Annotated in this window: 19 protein-coding genes; 9 read left to right on the top strand and 10 right to left on the bottom strand. The window is 53.6% G+C overall.

Annotated elements, in window-relative coordinates; translation table 11 throughout:
* Both crcB and ACR0MQ_RS10400 read right to left on the bottom strand, forming a co-directional pair.
* A complete protein-coding gene (gene crcB, locus ACR0MQ_RS10405) occupies positions 1–363 on the bottom strand; it encodes a fluoride efflux transporter CrcB (protein WP_170475088.1) in 363 nt (120 codons plus the stop codon).
* Positions 360–767 (bottom strand): fluoride efflux transporter FluC, encoded by a 408-nt coding sequence (locus ACR0MQ_RS10400; protein WP_480607926.1) that lies wholly within the window; start codon positions 765–767, stop codon positions 360–362. The genes crcB and ACR0MQ_RS10400 overlap by 4 nt, the downstream gene beginning before the upstream one ends.
* A 217-nt stretch (positions 768–984) precedes the next feature.
* Here ACR0MQ_RS10400 and ACR0MQ_RS10395 point away from each other — a divergent pair, with 217 nt between their 5' ends.
* Positions 985–2565 carry an FMN-binding glutamate synthase family protein gene (locus ACR0MQ_RS10395; protein ID WP_170774280.1) on the top strand — a complete coding sequence of 527 codons (1581 nt, stop codon included), beginning with the start codon at positions 985–987 and terminating at the stop codon, positions 2563–2565.
* A gap of 6 nt (positions 2566–2571) precedes the next feature.
* On the opposite strand, the gene ACR0MQ_RS10390 is transcribed toward ACR0MQ_RS10395, so the two are convergent.
* From ACR0MQ_RS10390 to ACR0MQ_RS10375, 4 genes are read right to left on the bottom strand one after another with little or no spacing between them, the layout of a single operon-like run.
* Positions 2572–3228 carry an ABC-type transport auxiliary lipoprotein family protein gene (locus ACR0MQ_RS10390; protein ID WP_170774278.1) on the bottom strand — a complete coding sequence of 219 codons (657 nt, stop codon included), beginning with the start codon at positions 3226–3228 and terminating at the stop codon, positions 2572–2574.
* A complete protein-coding gene (locus tag ACR0MQ_RS10385) occupies positions 3225–4541 on the bottom strand; it encodes an MlaD family protein (protein ID WP_480607922.1) in 1317 nt (438 codons plus the stop codon). Before ACR0MQ_RS10385 ends, ACR0MQ_RS10390 begins: the two co-directional genes overlap by 4 nt.
* Before the next feature lie 5 nt (positions 4542–4546).
* Positions 4547–5362, bottom strand: a complete 816-nt coding sequence (locus ACR0MQ_RS10380) for an ABC transporter ATP-binding protein (RefSeq protein ID WP_170774274.1) — start codon at positions 5360–5362, stop codon at positions 4547–4549.
* A gap of 1 nt (position 5363) precedes the next feature.
* Positions 5364–6488 (bottom strand): ABC transporter permease, encoded by a 1125-nt coding sequence (locus tag ACR0MQ_RS10375; protein WP_480607918.1) that lies wholly within the window; start codon positions 6486–6488, stop codon positions 5364–5366.
* 399 nt (positions 6489–6887) lie between these two features.
* Between ACR0MQ_RS10375 and aspT the strand changes: the two genes are divergently transcribed.
* The 5 genes from aspT to ACR0MQ_RS10350 all read left to right on the top strand — a co-directional run bounded on the left by aspT (position 6888) and on the right by ACR0MQ_RS10350 (position 13454).
* The gene (gene aspT, locus ACR0MQ_RS10370; RefSeq protein WP_480607915.1) at positions 6888–8573 is read left to right on the top strand and encodes an aspartate-alanine antiporter; all 1686 of its coding nucleotides are present in this window, start codon (positions 6888–6890) and stop codon (positions 8571–8573) included.
* Between the two features lie 18 nt (positions 8574–8591).
* Entirely contained in the window at positions 8592–10208 is a 1617-nt protein-coding gene (locus ACR0MQ_RS10365; RefSeq protein WP_170774268.1) for a bifunctional aspartate transaminase/aspartate 4-decarboxylase, read from the top strand.
* Between the two features lie 55 nt (positions 10209–10263).
* The gene (locus ACR0MQ_RS10360) at positions 10264–12165 is read left to right on the top strand and encodes a PAS-domain containing protein (RefSeq protein ID WP_170774266.1); all 1902 of its coding nucleotides are present in this window, start codon (positions 10264–10266) and stop codon (positions 12163–12165) included.
* Positions 12166–12867, top strand: coding sequence for a response regulator transcription factor (locus ACR0MQ_RS10355; protein WP_170475062.1), 702 nt, complete (start codon positions 12166–12168; stop codon positions 12865–12867).
* A gap of 107 nt (positions 12868–12974) precedes the next feature.
* Positions 12975–13454 (top strand): dockerin type I domain-containing protein, encoded by a 480-nt coding sequence (locus ACR0MQ_RS10350; protein ID WP_480607912.1) that lies wholly within the window; start codon positions 12975–12977, stop codon positions 13452–13454.
* Between the two features lie 20 nt (positions 13455–13474).
* On the opposite strand, the gene ACR0MQ_RS10345 is transcribed toward ACR0MQ_RS10350, so the two are convergent.
* From ACR0MQ_RS10345 to ACR0MQ_RS10335, 3 genes are all read right to left on the bottom strand, one after another.
* Positions 13475–14782 carry an HlyD family type I secretion periplasmic adaptor subunit gene (locus tag ACR0MQ_RS10345; RefSeq protein ID WP_480607909.1) on the bottom strand — a complete coding sequence of 436 codons (1308 nt, stop codon included), beginning with the start codon at positions 14780–14782 and terminating at the stop codon, positions 13475–13477.
* The gene (locus tag ACR0MQ_RS10340) at positions 14782–16521 is read right to left on the bottom strand and encodes a type I secretion system permease/ATPase (RefSeq protein ID WP_170475056.1); all 1740 of its coding nucleotides are present in this window, start codon (positions 16519–16521) and stop codon (positions 14782–14784) included. The genes ACR0MQ_RS10345 and ACR0MQ_RS10340 overlap by 1 nt, the downstream gene beginning before the upstream one ends.
* A gap of 279 nt (positions 16522–16800) precedes the next feature.
* The gene (locus ACR0MQ_RS10335) at positions 16801–16974 is read right to left on the bottom strand and encodes a nucleotide sugar dehydrogenase (RefSeq protein ID WP_170774214.1); all 174 of its coding nucleotides are present in this window, start codon (positions 16972–16974) and stop codon (positions 16801–16803) included.
* Here ACR0MQ_RS10335 and ACR0MQ_RS10330 point away from each other — a divergent pair.
* The 3 genes from ACR0MQ_RS10330 to ACR0MQ_RS10320 are packed head-to-tail and all read left to right on the top strand — an operon-like array spanning position 16962 to position 17657.
* On the top strand, positions 16962–17222 hold the full coding sequence (locus tag ACR0MQ_RS10330) for a DegT/DnrJ/EryC1/StrS family aminotransferase (protein WP_480607905.1): 261 nt from the start codon (positions 16962–16964) through the stop codon (positions 17220–17222). The genes ACR0MQ_RS10335 and ACR0MQ_RS10330 overlap by 13 nt on opposite strands.
* Before the next feature lie 50 nt (positions 17223–17272).
* The gene (locus tag ACR0MQ_RS10325; RefSeq protein WP_480607902.1) at positions 17273–17389 is read left to right on the top strand and encodes a hypothetical protein; all 117 of its coding nucleotides are present in this window, start codon (positions 17273–17275) and stop codon (positions 17387–17389) included.
* On the top strand, positions 17352–17657 hold the full coding sequence (locus tag ACR0MQ_RS10320; RefSeq protein ID WP_480607898.1) for a DegT/DnrJ/EryC1/StrS family aminotransferase: 306 nt from the start codon (positions 17352–17354) through the stop codon (positions 17655–17657). Before ACR0MQ_RS10325 ends, ACR0MQ_RS10320 begins: the two co-directional genes overlap by 38 nt.
* 231 nt (positions 17658–17888) lie before the next feature.
* Here ACR0MQ_RS10320 and ACR0MQ_RS10315 read toward each other — a convergent pair whose 3' ends face one another.
* Positions 17889–18902 (bottom strand): NAD-dependent epimerase/dehydratase family protein, encoded by a 1014-nt coding sequence (locus ACR0MQ_RS10315; protein ID WP_170774262.1) that lies wholly within the window; start codon positions 18900–18902, stop codon positions 17889–17891.
* Between the last annotated feature and the right edge of the window lie 6 nt (positions 18903–18908).

The following is an 18908-nucleotide window of genomic DNA, read 5'->3' as shown; positions in this document are numbered from 1 at the left end:
TCAGGCCATCAGGACCAATCCTAACCAAAGCGCGATCCAGCATAAAACCAGACTGAGAATAATGTTGCCAGCTGCGAATGCGAAGGTTCTTTCACGGTTCAACTGCAGTGACTGGTAAGCAAAGCTGGAAAACGTTGTGAAGCCACCGCAGAAGCCAAATACCAATCGGTTCTGTTGCTCGCTCATTTCGATTTCCCCGCCGAGATAACCAACCCAGAGACCAAGCAACAGGCTGCCTGCCACATTCACAATCAGTGTAGCGTAAGGCAGATCGTGGGTCACCTGAAGCGTCAACCAGTGGCGCAGTACAGCACCTGCTCCTCCTCCCAGCGCAAACATGACGTGCAGATGCAGGTCGTTCATTCTGGATGCCTCCAAGGCAAATACTTTCGACCCAACGCTTCACCCAAAGCCGCTACGGTTAAGCCAATTGCGATTTCTGCCCCGAAGGCGGTGATGACGTACCAACCGGTGGTTTCGGCCAAACGCTCCAACTCGGCTACAAATGAAGAAAAAGTAGAAAGGCCGCCACAAAACCCAACAGCACCCAAGTGCAGCACATGTGCATGAACTTTGTGGCGGATAGAATAAAGCCAGCCAAGGATGAAGCAGGCCACAATGTTAATACCGAACGTCTCTGTCAGGAATGGAGCCCCGGGTATCGGCACCGTGAACAGTTCGCGCAGCAGCGAACCCGCAGCGCCACCAACAAAGACGGCTGCGTACATCTGGGCACTACGCCTGAGGGCAGGTGCAGTTTGTGACACCTAGATTGATCCCGCTCTTACCTGTGTCTTATCCCGCATATAGATTGCGAATGGACCGATCAACTGCCCTTGCTAACTCAACCGTTACTAACGACCGATTAGCAAGGTCTTGCAAATTCAGTTGAATCTGGTTCACGTTTGAGAACATCTGCCGGGCTTCGGGCCCACGATCCAGCCGAGGATACACAGCTCTTTACGCCACCCAGGGAGGTCAGGGATGATTGTTCGCAGACTATATTATGTGCTCAGCTTTGTGGTCCTGCCACTTACCCTATTGTTGGGGTATTTCTGGTCCCCTGCGAATTGGCTGTTGGTCATTCTGATCCCGTACGCGATTGTAGGAATGTACGATATGCTGACGACCAAGCATAACGTATTGAACAACTATCCCGTTCTCGGCCACTTCCGCTATATGCTGGAATTTGTCAGCCCCGAAATCCGGCAGTATTTTGTGGAAACCAACGAAAGTGGCCGACCTTTCAATCGGATTATCCGCAGTCTGGTCTATTCCCGCGCTAAAGGGCAGGTGGACACGCAGGCATTTGGGACCCAGTACGACATACTGAGTGTCGGTTATCATCGTTCAAATCATTCACTTTCGCCAAAACATGTCGATGAAAGTGAGGAGCGGATTATGCTTGGCGGGCCTCAGTGCGACAAACCATATAACGCTTCGCGCCTGAATGTTTCAGCGATGAGCTTTGGCGCACTCAGCGCAAACGCGATCCGGGCACTGAACGGTGGCGCCAAGGATGGTGGGTTTGCACATAATACCGGCGAAGGAGGGCTGTCCCCGCACCATCTGGCCGAAGGTGGTGACATCATCTGGCAAATCGGAACAGGGTATTTTGGATGTCGCACCGCCGATGGGGGGTTCGACAAAGACAAATTCGCCGAAAAAGCCAAAATGGATGTGGTGAAGGCAATCGAGATTAAACTTTCACAAGGGGCAAAACCGTCTCATGGAGGGGTATTGCCGGCCGCAAAGGTGGACGAGGAAATCGCGGAAATCCGAGGCGTTCCTGTGCATCAGGATGTAATTTCACCCCCAATACACTCGGCGTTCGATGGGCCGACAGGGTTGATGCAGTTTGTTCAGCATCTGCGGGAAATGTCTGGCGGTAAGCCGATTGGCTTCAAACTGTGCATCGGCCAACCTTCGGAATTCATGGCGATCTGTAAAGCCATGTTGGAAACCGGCATACTTCCCGATTTTATTACCGTTGATGGTGCGGAAGGAGGGACCGGCGCGGCGCCGGTTGAATTTACCAACCGTCTGGGGATGCCCTTGAACGAAGGGTTGATCTTTGTAAACAATTGCCTGCGTGGGATTGGAGTGCGCGACAAGGTGCGCGTGATTTGCTCGGGCAAAGTTGCGACGGGTTTCGACATGGTCGAGAAAATGGCCTTGGGTGCTGATATGTGCAACGCGGCGCGGGCGATGATGTTTGCCGTTGGGTGCATTCAAGCACTGCACTGCAATACCAATCGATGCCCTTCGGGCGTGGCGACGCAGGATCCGATCCGGGGCCGAGCGGTAAACGTGCCGCAGAAACGTCAGCGTGTGCACCGGTTCCATGACGCGACATTGGAAAGCTTCCGCGAGATCTTGGGTGCTATGGGCAAAGCCAAGGTTTCTGAATTGCGACCCAGCGATATCCTCCGTCGCATGGCAGATGAAGGAGAACGATCTTACGCTGAGCTTTACAGCTTCCTGGAAGAAGACGCTTTGCTGGGCAAAACCGTGCCGCAGGAATATGCTGCTGACTGGAGGGCAGCTTCGGCCAGCCAGTTCTGACAACCCCTAGCTTGGGCTTGATCGTGGGTTGTTCTGCACGTGAGTATTAATTTTGCGGATACTCCATTCAACCGCATCCCGCATGGTCCGGCCCAAGGCCACATCAAATGCTTCGACTAGATCAGGGGTCTGATCAGTTGTGGCCATTACGTTTTCCCTGAACGAGCTGGAGGCGATAATCTTGTCCTCGTACTCATCTATGATTTTGATGTTGATGCGAACTTCCACGCGCACCGTTTTTGAGTTTCCCGTTTCGCTGACGACTATGCCCTGAAACTCGCGCAAATCAGGTGCAATCACGTAATCAGCCCGCAGGCCAACCGTCGATCGCCCCACGGCCGCAACCTTGCCGGAGTTTTCATAGCTTTCGACCATCAGCGCTTGAACGATCAACGGCGCGCGATCCACCCAACGGGCCCGAGGTAGGTATTGAACTTGCAGCAAGGTTGGCTGAACGGCGATCTGATCGGTGTTTACCGCCGCCGTCGCTGTGGGTTCCTCAACAACGATCTGTTTCTGTATGCGCGGCAACGAAGACGAGAACGTGCTCTTTGGGGTTAGCAAATAGAGATCGTTGGGCTTTGAGGCTTGCCGCAGCGTTCCCAGGCCAGTGCAACCCGTCATTGCGGCCAGTATCAGAGACAGTGTTAAGGGCCGTATCATTGACGAAACTCCGATGCTTGGGTGCCTAACAAAAAGCGGGCGGGGTCGCGTTCGACCTTGTCGACCAGTCGGTCGAGACTAATCACCAGACGCTGCGATTCCTCGATGAAGCGGATAAACTGAGGCAAGCCAACGCGCAAGAAATCCGAGACCTGACGACGGTTATCCTGAACGACACCATCGATCGTACCCAACAGATCTGATGCCGATTTAGAAGCGCTCAGGACGTCGTCTGATATTTCGTCGATTTTTTCGGTGATGTTCGAAACGGTTTCCGCGACTTGATTGGCGGCCTTACTTACATCGGCTGCGACCGGAGATAAATCCTCGTCCATCACGCGATTGGCCGAGTCGAATGCTCGCTCGGCCGAGTCTAGCGCCCCTTTGGCCGAGTTCATCGTGGATGTAACCGATTCAAGGGTCGTGTTTGCGTTCAGAACAGTTTCACTTATCACGCCAAGTGTCAGGCTGCCCTCATCTGACAGTCGTGTCAGCCTTTCGGCAAGGATTGAACCCCGTTCGATAAAGGGTCGAATCTCCTCCTGAATTACGTTTTCAGCGCTGGCAATGGCGGTGTTTGCAGTCTCGAGAGTTGTTTTGGCAGTTTCTGACGTCTCTTTGATGCTCTTGAGCGTATCGGTTCCTGTGCTCAACGTTGTTTCGGCCGTGTTCGCCAACGTATCCAATCTTTTGGTGAATTCGCCAACATCTTTAGCTGCACCGCCCAGATCGGACGAAAGCGACTGGAAATCCGTCAGTGTTTTATCCAGTTTGCCCGACGCTTCCGCCAGATTGTTCAGGATATCCGACACCGCCTTGCGATTGCTCTCATCTACAACGGAATTGAGGTTCTCCAGCAGGGTGACCGCCTTTTCCAGAACCTCTGGTGCGCCTTCCAGTAAGGACTGGATCGAGCTGCGCTTACTTGTGATGACGCTGTTCTGGGGCAATTTCTGTGCGGTTGGTGATCCACCGGACAACTCAACATATGCCACGCCGGTGACGCCCAGAGACTGCAATTGCGCGATGGTTTCCTTGGTGACGGGGATGCCTGCATCAATCTCAAGTCGAACCCTTACTTTCGAGGGGTCATCTTTGTCCAGATCCAGGGAAATTACCTGTCCCACCGGCAAGCCGTTATAGTTCACGCCACCGGCGGCAGACAGGCCCGAAACATTGTCGAACAAAACATCATAGTAAGCGTATTGACGGGTTACTTCGAATTTGGCGAGCCATAGGAAGAACCCGAAGGCACCAAGAATGCCTGCCAAGGTGAACGCACCAATCAGGATATAATTCGCTCGGGTCTCCATCGCCTCTACCTGTCCTGCCCCTTCTGTTGTGCCGCACGGGCGCGGGGGCCTGTGAAATATTCCTGAACCCAAGGATGGTCGACCTTGGCCATCTCTTCTATCGGACCTTCAACCAGCACACGCTTTTCCGCAAGTACAGCGATGCGGTCACAAATGGCGTATAAACTGTCCAGATCATGCGTCACCATGAACACAGTCAGACCAAGCGCGTGCTGGAGTTCACCAATCAATTCATCATAAGCGGCAGCCCCGATCGGGTCCAACCCAGCGGTTGGTTCGTCCAGAAACACGATTTCGGGATCCAACGACAGGGCGCGGGCCAACGCGGCGCGTTTTCGCATACCCCCGGACAGTTCCGAGGGGAACTTGCTGCAACTTAGCTGAGGTAGTCCGACCAGACTGATCTTAAGTCCCCCAAGCGCGGCCATCAGTTTTTCACTTATGCCGGTATGTTCACGCAGAGGCGCCATCACGTTTTGCAGCACGGTCAGCGAGGAAAACAGCGCTCCGTCCTGAAAGGCGACACCCCAGCTTTTTTCGATGCGCTGACGCTCTTCTTCGGGGCCGTTCAGGACATCAACACCCAGAACTTCGATGCTGCCCGACTTAGGCTTGTTCAACCCAACGATCGTGCGCAATAGCACCGACTTACCGGTGCCCGAGCCACCGACAACACCCAGAACTTCACCACGCCAGACATCCAGATCAAGATTGTCATGGACCACTTGATCTCCAAACTGATTGGTCAGATGGCGCACACGAATAACGGCTTCACGTTTCGTATCGGATTGGGTTTTGTTTTGCAGCGCGGCCCCATCCATCTCATATCCCCATTTCTGAGAAAAAGATCGAGAACAGCGCGTCTATCGCAATTACCATGAAGATCGATTGCACGACCGAGGCTGTCGTCCGCTGACCAACACTTTCGGATGAGCCTTTGACCTGCATGGCTTGCCAGCAGGCAATAACTCCGATCACCAACGCGAAGAAAGGAGCTTTGATCATTCCAACGGCAAGTTGTGCCACCCCAGTATTTTCCTTCAACCGGGTCAGGAACATGCCAGGGCTCACTCCAAGGTCGATCCAACTCATCAAAGCGCCACCGATTAAACCTGCCATGTCGGCCACAAAGCCCAGGATTGGCAGCATGATAAGCAAGGCTACGACACGCGGGATGACGAGAACTTCGATCGGGTCAAGCCCGAGTGTCCGCATCGCATCAATTTCTTCCTGCACCTTCATGGAGCCGATTGAGGCGGTAAAGGCCGATCCAGAACGGCCTGCGACTATAATCGCGGTTAGCAGGATACCCAGCTCTCGCAGGATAGAGATTGAGATCAGCTCCACTACAAAGATCTCGGCCCCAAACTGTTTTAACTGAGTCGCGCCCTGGAACGCTAAGACAACCCCAATCAAAAAGCCCATCAAGGAAACAATCGGCAGAGCTTTGAAGCCGACCTGCTCCATCTGCGAGAACAAAGCAGCACGCCGCAACCGCCAGGGCATGATCAAAGTTCGAACCAAGCGATGCAGGGTAAGGCCCAGGAAGCCGACGATCGACAACGTGTCTTGCCAGGCACCAAAAGTCTTTTGACCGACCCGAGCAACCCAGTTCACAAAACCCTGCGACGGCAGCTCCACTCCGGCCGCATCGGGTATGTTGTGCGATACCGTCTCGATCAACGAAGAATGCGCTGGGGCCACCCCTTCAAGCCGAACTTGGGCCCCATTGGAACTCATCCGTCGTACGAGGTTGGCAACAAGCCATGCCCCTCCGGTATCCAAAGACTCGACTTGTGACATGTCTATCGTCGCATCTTGCCCATTGGGCGTAAGAGCCGCAAAATCCCCTTCAACACGATCCAACGATTGCGTGCGCAAGTCCCCCGATATCCGTATGCAAACGCCGGTTGCGCTCGTCTCAGAATTTATCGTCGGCCGTGTCATAGCCGTATGTGATGGCAAACACTTGGGACCTGCAATGGATTTGTTCAAACAAGCTAAGATTTTACCCTCACGCATGGCGAGTGTGCGACAGTGAAATTCGGGGCGAAGATTGCAAAAGAAACAGTGCAATTGGTCGAAACCCGTCATTTGAATACCAAGATTCTGCTGGCCAAACCTCAAAGGATATTGATAGGCGCGCGGGAGCAAAACAGGTTAATATTCAGATAATTATGGACAAATATCCTTCTTGAGGTATCGTGTGATGGAAATTTCAAGTTGTGGTTGAGTTTGCTGAACGGGCGGCTTGGTCGGCAAATAGATTAGCTTGTAGGGCGCATTTCTGCCTCGCCACCGACGCTTGCACCACATGCCTATTGCGCACGAACTGAGAGGTGGATGATGGTCAATTGGTTGGTGAATATTCTACAGAATTATCCTGAGCTGGCGGTATTTTTTTCGATCGGTATCGGTTTCTCAGTCGGCCCGTGGAAGGTGAAGGGATTCAGCCTGGGCACAGTCACCGCAACGTTGCTGGCGGCCGTGGTGATTGGTCAAGCCCAGATTGACATCGACTCGGCGGTCAAATCGACTTTCTTCATCTTGTTCATCTTTGCCGTGGGTTACGGTGTCGGACCGCAGTTCATTCGCGGTTTGAAGGCAGACGGCGCGCGTGAGGTGCTCTTTGCGCTCAGCGTGCTCGCGCTTTGCCTTGTTATTCCCATCATCGCAGCCAAGGTGGCGGGGCTAGAGCTTGGCTATGCAGCGGGGCTTTATGCCGGATCGCAGACGATTTCGGCGGCGATTGGAGTTGCCACTGACCAGATCGGTCAGCTGGGCCTGTCTGCGGAACAGGCCAAGACCTATGCTAACCAGATTCCGATCGCCTATGCGGTGACCTACATCTACGGCACTATTGGGTCGGCCATCATTCTGGCCAAGATCGGCCCGCGCCTGATTGGCGTCGATCTGGTCGCGGCCTGCAAGGAATATGAGGCCAAGCTGGGTGGCACGACGTCGGTGGAAGCCGGTGATGGCATCGTCTCAGCTTATCGCGCGATCGAGGCGCGGGCCTTCGAGATCCCAGAAGGTAGTGATCTGCTGGGGCAACCGGTCAAAGACCTGATGCCCGGTATCCGCATCTATGCCGAACGCCTTAGACGCGACGGGAAGATCATTGAGGTAGACGATAACACCGTATTGCAGGCCGGAGATATCGTGATGTTCTCAGGCCGCCGCGCTGATCTGGTGGGGTTGCTTGAGACCAACCTCACAGAAGCTGATGCGCCTGATCTACTGAGTATTCCATCGGAAAAGCTGGATGTGCTGATCACCAGCAAAGAGGTGCATAACAAGACGCTTGAAGTACTCAGCAAATTGTCGATCGCGCGGGGCATTTATGTCTCAAAACTGATGCGCAACATGCAGGATTTGCCGCTGCTGCCAGGCACCGTTGTGCATCGAGGTGACATCGTCACAATTCAGGGCAGCAAACGGCACGTTGAGGCCGCAATTGCCCAGATCGGCTATGCAGACCGCCCGGTAGACACCACGGATCTGGCCTTTGTGGGTTGGGGCATATTCATCGGTGGGATCATCGGAACTCTGTCAGTCATAATGGGTGGTTTTCCCATCAGCCTTTCCACCACCGGAGGCGCGCTACTGGCCGGGCTGGTGCTGGGCTGGCTGCGCACTGTCCATCCGACATTTGGCCGAATACCTGGCCCGGCGCTCTGGTTGATGAACACGCTGGGTCTGAACGTGTTTATCGCGGTGATTGGGATCACCGCAGGACCGGGATTTGTCGCGGGGCTGCAACAGGCTGGTATCGCTTTGTTGCTGTGGGGGATCGTCGCGACTTCGCTGCCGATGATCTTTGCGGTTTATGTCGGGCATTATGTGTTCAAATTCCACCCGGCCATTCTGTTTGGTGCCTGCGCAGGTGCGCGCACCACGACGGCGGCGTTAGGTATGATCCAGGAAGCCGCGCAAAGTCGCATCCCAGCGCTTGGCTACGGCATGCCGTATGCGATCGGGAATACATTGCTGACCATCCTCGGGATGGTCGTCGTTTTGGTTCTAAGTTGATTTGGAGAGGTTATCGTTATGGATAGAGTAACGCTGCACGATTACGAAGCGCTCAGCCCGTTTCAGATCAAGGATGAATTGATCAAGCTGGCTTCGGCCGAGGCACGTAAGGCCAACAGCGCCTTTCTGAATGCGGGACGAGGCAATCCCAACTGGGTCGCCACCCGCCCACGCGAAGCGTTCTTTGCCCTTGGTCAATTTGCAATAACTGAATCCAAACGCGTGATGGACCATCCTGCTGGTTTAGGCGGAATGCCTGCGCAGAAAGGCTGCCATGAACGGCTGCAGAGTTGGGCGTCTGATCATTCTGAAACACCGGGCGTCGACACGCTGCTTGAGGTCGTGGCGCATGCCATTTCCGCATTTGATTTCGATGCAAATGAGTTTGTGCATGAGCTGACAGATTCGATCATCGGTGACAACTATCCGGTCCCCGACCGCATTCTAAAACACAATGCCGCCATCGCCCATGAGTACCTGATGTGGTCCATGTGCCGGGGTCACCGGCCTGACGCTCAGTTCGATCTGTTCGCAGTCGAAGGCGGTACGGCGGCGATGTGCTACATCTTCAAGTCGCTGAAAGCCAATCGGTTGCTGAACCCCGGCGACACGATTGCGCTGTGCACACCGATATTCACCCCCTATCTGGAAATGCCAGAGCTGGAGGACTACAGCCTTGAATCTGTCCATGTGGAGACCGACGAGGAAGACGGGTTCCAACTGACCGACGACGCTGTGGAAAAGTTGAAAGATCCCAAAGTAAAGGCGTTCTTTCTGGTCAATCCCGGTAATCCGTCTTCAGTTGCGCTCAAAACCGCTTCGTTGCGCAAGTTGGCGGATTTAGTGGAAAATCAACGTCCTGACTTGATCGTGCTGACAGATGATGTCTACGGCACCTTTGTGCATGATTTTACCTCGGTCATGGGCCATCTGCCGCGCAATACGATCGGAGTATATTCCTATTCGAAGTATTTTGGCTGCACCGGCTGGCGGCTTGGTGTGATTGCCGTAGCGCAAGACAATATCTTCGATCTGAAACTGGCGGATCATCCGGACGAGATCAAGCAGGCCTTGGACAAGCGCTATGGCACACTCAGCCTGACGCCACGGGATATCCGCTTTATTGACCGGTTAGTGGCCGATAGTCGCGATGTCGCTCTAAACCACACGGCGGGTCTATCACTGCCGCAGCAGGTTATGATGACTCTGTTTTCGCTGTGCGAATTGGTCGATAGCAAGAAAATCTATCAGACCGCCTGCATGGAACTGGTTCATCGCCGTTTTAAACTCCTGACCGAAGCGATGGGGATCGAGGTGCAGGCAGGTGCGCACTACGACGCATATTACGGCATCATCGATTTTGAATACTGGCTGCGAAAATATGTCGGCGAAGATGTCGTGGCATGGATTAAACAGAATGTTCACCCGTTGGATATCGCGTTCAAGCTGGCCGAAGACTATGGCATCGTTTTGCTGAACGGCAGCGGATTTGATGCACCCGGATGGTCCGCTCGCGTTTCCTTCGCTAACCTGCCGGATGAAGCCTATTCGCAGATCGGAACAGCTGTTCGATCAGTTGCGCGGGGCTACGTGCAGGCCTACCGCGCCGCGAACAATTTGCCGCTGCATGGCTAGATCAAATTCCCTACACCTGTGCCTGAACTGGTGTTACCCATAGGCGCAGGGGAGGATGAATTTGGAGATATCCGAACAACGCATTAAGGCGATGACAACGGCGGGCCTGAACCTGATCGGGCAAGCGCTGTCGATCTATGACAGTCAGTTGCGCCTTGTAGTCAGCAATCTGAGATTTCAGGAAATGTTCGGTTTACCGGATGAACTTGTCGAACCAGGTGCATTGTTCCACGACACAATTCACTTTCTCGCCAGCCGTGGCGAGTACGGCCCGGACGGTGATGTCGCCGAAATGGTTGAGACCCGTGTTGCTCAGGCGTTGGCGTTCGAGCCACACTACATGGAGCGTACTCGACCTAACGGCCAGGTGATCTCGGTCGAAGGTGCGCCCTTGCCGAATGGTGGTTGGGTGGCTGTTTACACAGACATTACGCGCACCAAACAGGTCGAAGAATTGCTACGCAGTCGTTCGGAAGAACTGTCCGGCCAACTTTTAGGACACGCTGAAGAGCTTTCGGCAACAAACCGGAAACTGGCTGCAACGATTACGGCGCTTGAAGAGGCTAAGCGCCAGTTGACCGAGATCGAGGCGCGCACGCGGATGACAACCGAGATGATGCCGGCTCATATCGCGCATCTGGATACTGATGGACGATACGATTACTCAAACCGCCGCCTCAGTTCGGTTATGCCCGGCCGCCCGTCTGACATTCTGGGCCTTCACATATCAAAGGCCTTGGGGCAATCGGCCTATGATCGGGTAAAACCGCATCTGGAACAGGCGTATGGCGGCCAAGCTTCGGTTTTTGAGTTTACCGAGGATCAGGATTCGCGCCGCATTCGCGTGTCCTTCACGCCAGACAAAGCTGGTGGCGTTTATGTCATGTCGGTGGACATTACCGAAGAGACACAAGCTCGTGTCGCCCTTCAGCAAACGCGACGCAGAGCGATGGCGGCGCAAATGACCAGCGGGCTCGCCCATGACTTTTCGAATTTGTTGACCATCATATTGGGAATGCAGGCGCGACTTGAGAAGATGGATTTGCCTGTCGAGGCAGGTCAGCTTGTATCAGCCACGCAGCAGACCGCACGGCGAGGCGGGCAATTGTTGAACCGCATCGCAGACATGACTGGCAATCGCACGCCCCAACCACAGGCGACGGATATGCGCGGGCTACTCGAGGATTTGCGCATTCTGGCCACACCTTCCTTACCGCGCGGAATGGGACTGTCGGTCGTAAATACTTTGCCCAATAAGCCGTTGATGCTTGATCCAGGTATGGTGCAGGATGCTCTACTAAATCTCGTGCTGAATGCCCGAGACGCCTGTGGTACGTCCGGTCAAATTACCATCAGTGTGCATGCGATCGGAACCATTTGGATCGAAATTACGGTCTCGGACACGGGTTCAGGCTTTACTCCGGAAGCGCTGGAGCAAGCATTAAATCCGTTCTTTACCACCAAAGGCAGCGATGGATCGGGGCTGGGACTTCCGATGGTTTATGACACCGTAAAGCTCGCCGGGGGCGATCTAAATTTACGGAACACGCCTTCTGGTGCATCGGTTGTAATTCGCCTGCCTTTCCGACCAGCGCCGCCCTCTCAGGCGGGTCTTGTACTTTTGGTGGAGGACAACGATGAATTGCGCAGCCAATTTCGGGAAATTCTGATTGGATTGGGCTGTTCTGTCATCGAAGCGAGCTCGGTTGAAGAAGCACTTACTTTGACGTCCGATATTGAAGATATCACGCTGGTGCTATCAGACATCCGGCTTGAGGGTGAAGGCACCGGCATCGATATCGTCGACCATCTGAGTGGTGCTTTGCCTTGCATCCTGATGACATCCCTACCGATTTCCGATCCGTTGCATCATCAAGCGCTGAAACGCGCGCCTGTCCTGAGCAAACCTTTCACACCAGAGCAGCTTTCCGCTCTGATCCGTACCGAGGCCGCGTAGATGACACAACCATTGGTGACCATTCTTGATGATGAACCTGAAATACGGCACATTTTGACAGGCGCTCTCGAAGATGCGGGTTTTCGAACCCAAAGCTTTGCGCGCGCGCGTGAATTCGAAGCGTCGTTGAAGCGGGTCACGCCAGATGTCTGCCTTGTGGATTTGTCGCTACCTGATACTGATGGACTGGCACTGGTACATCGCCTTGCGCTCGAGCAGGGGGCCGCTGTCATTATCATCTCGGGCCGGGCACAGGTGCAGGATCGAGTGACAGGGCTCGAACTTGGGGCGGACGACTACATAACCAAACCTTTCGACCCCGCAGAGGTCATTGCGCGTGTTCGCGCCCGCTTGCGATCTACTGGTCCTGCTGTGCAAAACTCAGATGCCGCCGAATTCAACGGATGGACCGCGCATTTTGACCGATATGTTCTGATTGATGAAAATGGTGCGGAAACACCATTCAGCCACGCCGAAGGTGAGGTTCTGCGCCTCTTCCTCGAAAGTCCCAAACGCCTTATCAGTAGAGCGCGTATGCAAGAGATTTTGGGCGGCGGCGCAGGCGACAGCTTTGATAGAGCAATGGATGTACGTATCTCACGGTTGCGGACAAAGTTGGGAGAGGACCCCAAAAATCCGCGCCTGATCAAAACTATCTACGGGGCAGGGTACATCTTTCTAGGCGACGTTACCTGGCGATGAGCATCCCCTTCAAACAATTGTCAATTTACCGCCACAACGAATGAGCCGGCATTTCTTGAGGCGAGAGCTCATTCGCGAAATGCCCGGTCCTTGATCTTCAATACCGGTTGGATCAGGTAATCCGGTTTACGCCTGATGGAGGCTCCACTCTCACAGCGCAAGCCAATGAAAATGGTGAATTCGATTTGGAAGTACCGGATGGAACGTTTCGCGGGCAATTGGAAATCATCAAGTCTTATTCGACAGCGAGCAGCGAAATTACCGCGCTGGATGCTCTTCAGGTTTTGCGTATGTCCGTCGGCCTCGACCCAACTTGGGGGGCTGCCGCTGCAGAGAATTTCATCGCAGCCGACATAACCCAAGATGGGTCGGTTAATGCCCTCGACGCGCTTGCTATTCTACAAGTCGCGGTTGGCCAACCCACCGCACATGGGGCCGAATGGGTCTTTCTGGACGCAAACGCAGATTTGTCTGATATCTCCAGAAACAATGTAAATTACAATACAAGCGTCGATGTCACCATAATAGATGGCGCTTTGACGCTTGATATGACTGCAATACTCCTGGGAAATGTCGAAGCAGTTTGAGCATGGGCTTCAGGCCCCGATCACTCCCTGAATGCGCGATAAAAATAGTCAGCCAATGGTTTGATCAGATAGGATAGAGGCGTACGCTCATCTGTCTTGATCATAGCTTCAACTGGCATTCCAGGCAGCAGTTCCTGACCATTGAGACGATCAAGCTGGCCTTCATCGGGCACCACTTCAGCCCGATAGAAAGTAAAGCCGCTGGCCTCATCGGTGAACGTGTCAGCCGAAACGTTGACTACATGGCCGTCAATCTCGGGCGTGTCACGCTGGTTGAAGGCCGGGAACCGAAGGGCGACATCCTGTCCACGATGCAACTGATCTACATGCAATGCGTCAACACGTGCGGCAACCAGCAACGGAGTGTCCTGAGGAACTACGTACATCATCGGTTCACCGGGTTGTATAACCGACTGAATCGCAAAAACCTGGCTGTCATAGACGGTGCCTGCAACGGGCGCGCGAATATCCAAGCGCGACAAACGTTCGGTAAGTGCAAGACGCCTTTCTGCCAACTCAACCGCACGAGATTGAACGTCTCGAAGTTCGGTAATCGCCTCTTCGCGGCGGGTAGCCTGCAGTTCGACAATCTGAATTTCGGTCGTTGCGATCTGGCCCTTGAGCCGTGCAATGGTTGATTCAAGCCGCCCTATTTGTCCGGTAAGATTTGCCTCTTCTCTTTGTAGGGCAGAGACACGGCTTGCTTGCGTCAGACCGCGTTGCAGCAAACCCTGCTGATCTTCAAGTTCGGTTCTGATGAGTTCAACTTGCGTATTCAGTGATGCAAGCTGAGCCTGAATACCTTCAATCTCATTTTCGATCTGAACCTTTTGTTTGCCTAACTGGTCAATCTGTTGGGTCAGCGTGTCAAGTCTTGCATTGAACAAACGTTGCTGGCCCGCCAGCAAATCGTCACCGATTGTTTCATTGGATTTGAGCTCCTGCAGGCTTTGGGCAAGTGCATCGTTATCCGCACCGTCCCTCTCTGCCTCAAGCCGAGCCTTTCGGGCAAGCAACTCGAATAGCTGTGATTCAACGATGGTTGTCTCCGACGCCAGAAAAGTATCGTCGAGCCTCAGCATCAATTCGCCTTCAGTGACACTATCACCGTCACGCACGAAGATTTCACCGACTACCCCGCCATCCGGATGTTCGATCACCTGACGGTTGCTTTGGACTTCAATCACACCCTGTGAAATGATCGCCCCGGCCAGTTCGGTGCGAACGCTCCAGATTCCTAACCCTAACACCAGAATTGCCAGGGCCAACAAGCCGACAACGGCTGGTGCCGTGATGCTCCAGGCTGGACGTGAACTCTTGTCTGACATCATTCACCCACCTTATTCAGATGCCGTTTTATGACGTTGGCGTTTTGTACCATTGTATTCAACACCTCATCGCGCCCGCCGGATTTTACGATCTGACCCTTTTCAACGACGACAAGATCATCGCACTCTGAGATAGCTTGCGGGCGATGGGTCATGATGATGGTGGATTTGCCTGCTTTCTTGAGCTCGCGTACCGCAGTGTTCAAAGCCAGAGTTCCATCGGCATCCAAAGCCGAGTTGGGTTCATCCAAGATCAACACAACAGGATTGCCATAGAGTGCCCGGGCAAGTGCAATGCGTTGTTTCTGACCACCCGAGAGCTGACTATCGTTCCCCTCGAGGAACGTGTCATAGCCCTTCTCAAGGCCGAGAATCAAATCATGTGCATTCGCCGTTTTCGCCGCTGCAACTACCGCTTCGGGATCAGGCGACTGAGACATACGGGCAATATTCTCGGCCACAGTACCATTGAACAAGGTAACTTGTTGCGGCAGATAACCAATGTGCTGCCCCAGATCGTCAGGATCGTATTGGTCCAGCGTCGCACCCCCCAGACGGATTTCACCTGCTGCAGGGGGCCATAAACCAAGCAGCGCCTTGGCAAGCGTTGTTTTGCCAGATCCGCTTTTACCGATGACGCCTAGCGCTCTGCCGGGCTCCAGCTCAAGCGCGGCATTGCGCAATGTTGGGGTTTTGGCGCCGGGCGGAATTACGGTCAAACCTTTTGCTACAAGATGCGCCTTTGGGGTTGGCAGCTTAGTGCGCGATGCCTCTGGTGGTGTAGAGTCGAGAAACTGGTTCAGGTTGATCCAGGCTGTACGCGCGCGTTCAATCATTGACCATTGGCCCACCGCCATCTCAATTGGTGCCAAAGCACGACCCAATAGGATAGTGCCTGCGATCATCGCACCGGGTGTCATTTCATTGCGAAGAACAAGCCATGCACCTAGTGCCAACATCGCAGATTGAAGAAACAGCCGAAGTGATTTGGTGAGAGAGGTGAAACTGCCTGTCCAGTCGCTGGCGGAAATCGACTGCGAGAGCGCTTCGGTCCGCTGTTTCAACCAACGCTTAGATACATCCTCCTGCATACCTTGCGATCTCACCACCTCGGCAGCTTGCCGGGCGTGTTCAGAAAATGCGTTGGCTTTGGCTGTCGCCACCTGCGCTTCAGCGACTTTACGGTGCGTTAAACCTTGGTTGAGCAGAGCAATCACTACCAAAAGTGTACCACCAGCCACCGCCAGCCAGCCCAACAATGGGTGAAACAGAAAAATCGCAGCAAGAAATACTGGGGTCCACGGAATGTCCATCACTGCAAGCAAAACAGGGGAGGCGCATAAAGAGCGAATCGACTCCAAATCGCGCAACGCCGTAGCAGGCGCTGAGCGAATTTGCGGAAACAGGGCACGGCGCATCGTTCCTTCAAACACGCGCTCATCAAGGGATGACTGGAAACGGGCGCCAAATCTGGCAACGATCCGGCCACGTGCATAGTCCAGCATCGCCATCAGCGCATAAAGCAATGCGACAAGCAGAAACAAAGCTGACAGTGTTTCGGTCGAGCGTGACCCAAGGACCCGGTCATATACCTGCAGCATAAACAGTGGGCCGGTCAACATCAGCAAGTTGACAAACACACTGAACAGGAACGCAAGCGCAAGGAAGCTGTTGCCTTGGTTGCGGACTTTTCGAAGCTCGTGGCGCTGGGGTGGGGTGTTGCGATTTTTCAAACTCACACGAAAGGCCCTTGATTGCTCACATCGAGAACTCGTCAAAAGCCGAATTTCCAGAACCCGAAATCGACCTGACAATTGTGGCAACTATATCTGCGCGCTTATGCAGGGACAACGCGCGTTATCCGCTGCTTAGTAGCTTTCGGCGGTGATTATGCTGTTGCTCGTTCGAAAATGGCAGGAACACGCCGACTGCCTTAGCGTGATCCGCGCCGGCCTTGGAAAACTCCGCCAGCCATTTTCAGTCGGAGTTTACTTTAGCTTCCAAAACAAGGCAGCCATTCAGGCGCGAACCGCTTTACTGCGTTCATTGAGTACATTTGCAAGTTTGCCAAATACATTCACATGCACCGCGGTGTTGACTTCGCCAGCCAACTCAATGAACCGGGTGTCGACGCCATACTCGCGCGCTTTCCAGAGAGCAGGTCCCAGAGCATCCAGAGATGTTCTTTTCATTAAGAAATTTCTCGCTTTTTGGATTTGCAGAGTTTTGCACCAATATCTCGCGGATCACTCAAACCCAAGATGGGGTCTCTACCAGTCGCCCTGTCAGAAAAGACAATGGGTATTTGTTTGCAGATAACGTGCGCCGCACTCAGTTTGAGAATTCATTCACCGGCACCAAATATTGCATCAGATGTGCTAACGGGACAGATGCCTTGCAGGTTGCTCTCATGGCGCTAGAGGTTAGGCCGATTGATTAAATCATCACACCTGGTTTTCCTACATCGCGACGGCGAAATTTATCAGGCTATTGGGAACGACACCCGTTTATGTCGACATTGATCCCACCACCTATAGTCTTGACCCCAATAAGTTGGACTCGGCCGATAATGTCCCGGACCCCGGCCACTACCCCTGTGTCGCTTAATGGGCAGCCTGCTGATCTCAACCACATAAATGAAGTTGCTTCGGCACATGGTCTGCCTGTGATCGAAGATAGAGCGCAGAGCTTTGGCGGATCTCTGCACGGCAGGCCTTCAGGGAACTTGTCAAAAATCTCGTGCACCAGCTTCCTTCCATCGAAGCCGACTGGTTGTTACGGTGATGGGGCCGCTATCTTCACGCCGGATGATGAACTGAGCGTGTCCTCCGTCAGATTGCTCGACATGGGCAGGATCGGTGCTATTACCGCCTGAGAGTAGGAATAAACAACCCACCGCGTCAGATCCTAATGCAGATCTGCCAGTTGGCGATTAGGCAGCAGCAAGTGTGATCAGCCTGACAATGCTCCCATACATACAGGAACATACGCAAGCACGGATCTTCGACGCATTGAAACAAGCAATTTGATAACTGTAGTGACCCTAAGGGGACCCGCCTAGTTTCTCAGAGTAGCGGTTGGTTTAAGATAGACCAAATCGCAGGCTCTATTTGCTGTAATAGTCGCGATACCAGTTTACAAAAGCCTGAATGCCGTCCTTGATTTCTGTCTTTGGGCGATAGCCAGTCAATCGGTGCAGCAAATCGGCATTGGCCCAAGTCGCGGGCACGTCTCCCATCTGCATCTCCATGTAGTTTCGGATCGCGGGCTTGCCGAGGCTTTCTTCGATCGCGTCAACGAAATCCAACAGGCGCACTTTGTCAGAGTTACCAATGTTAACAATGCGGTATGGCGCGACAGGGCTTAAGCTATCGCCTTCAGCGATATCGTCAGGAGATTCGGGCCGAACCGGAGCGACATCGATTAAAAGTGAAATGGCTCGCACCAGATCATCAACATATGTGAAGTCCCGATACATGTCGCCATGATTGTAGATGTCAATGGGCCGATCTTCTAGGATCGCATCTGTAAATTTAAAAAAGGCAAGATCCGGACGCCCCCAGGGGCCGTAGACCGTGAAAAAGCGAAACATGGTTGTCGGCAGATCCCAAAGGTGCGCATAGGAATGCCCCATCGCTTCGTTCGCTTTCTTGGTCGCAGCGTACATCGTAAGTTGATGATCTGCCTTCTCGCATTCGTCAAAAGGCATATCAGGATTAGCCCCATAGATTGACGAGGTGGAGGCCATCAGCAAGTGCTGTACTTTATGCCGCCGCGCCGCTTCCATCACGTTAAATGTTCCGACAACATTGCTTTCGACATAGGCGCGCGGGTTTTCCAAGCTATACCGGACGCCGGCCTGCGCCGCGAGGTGGATGATCACGTTCGGTTCGAATGCGTCAGCCATTCGATCGAAGCTCTCAGTGTCTTCCAGCATCCCTTCGTCACACGAAAAGTTCGGGTTTTCCAACAACAGCGCGTGCCGGCTCTGCTTGAGGCGGACATCGTAATAATCCGTCATCCCGTCATAGCCGTGAACGCGATTACCATTCTCAAGCAAAAGTTTGGCAAGATGAAATCCGATAAATCCGGCGGTGCCTGTGATCAGAACCTTTTGCATGAGGTT

It is taken from the genome of Ruegeria sp. AN6 (assembly GCF_056540425.1).
This window is presented reverse-complemented; position numbering and strand designations above follow the sequence as displayed.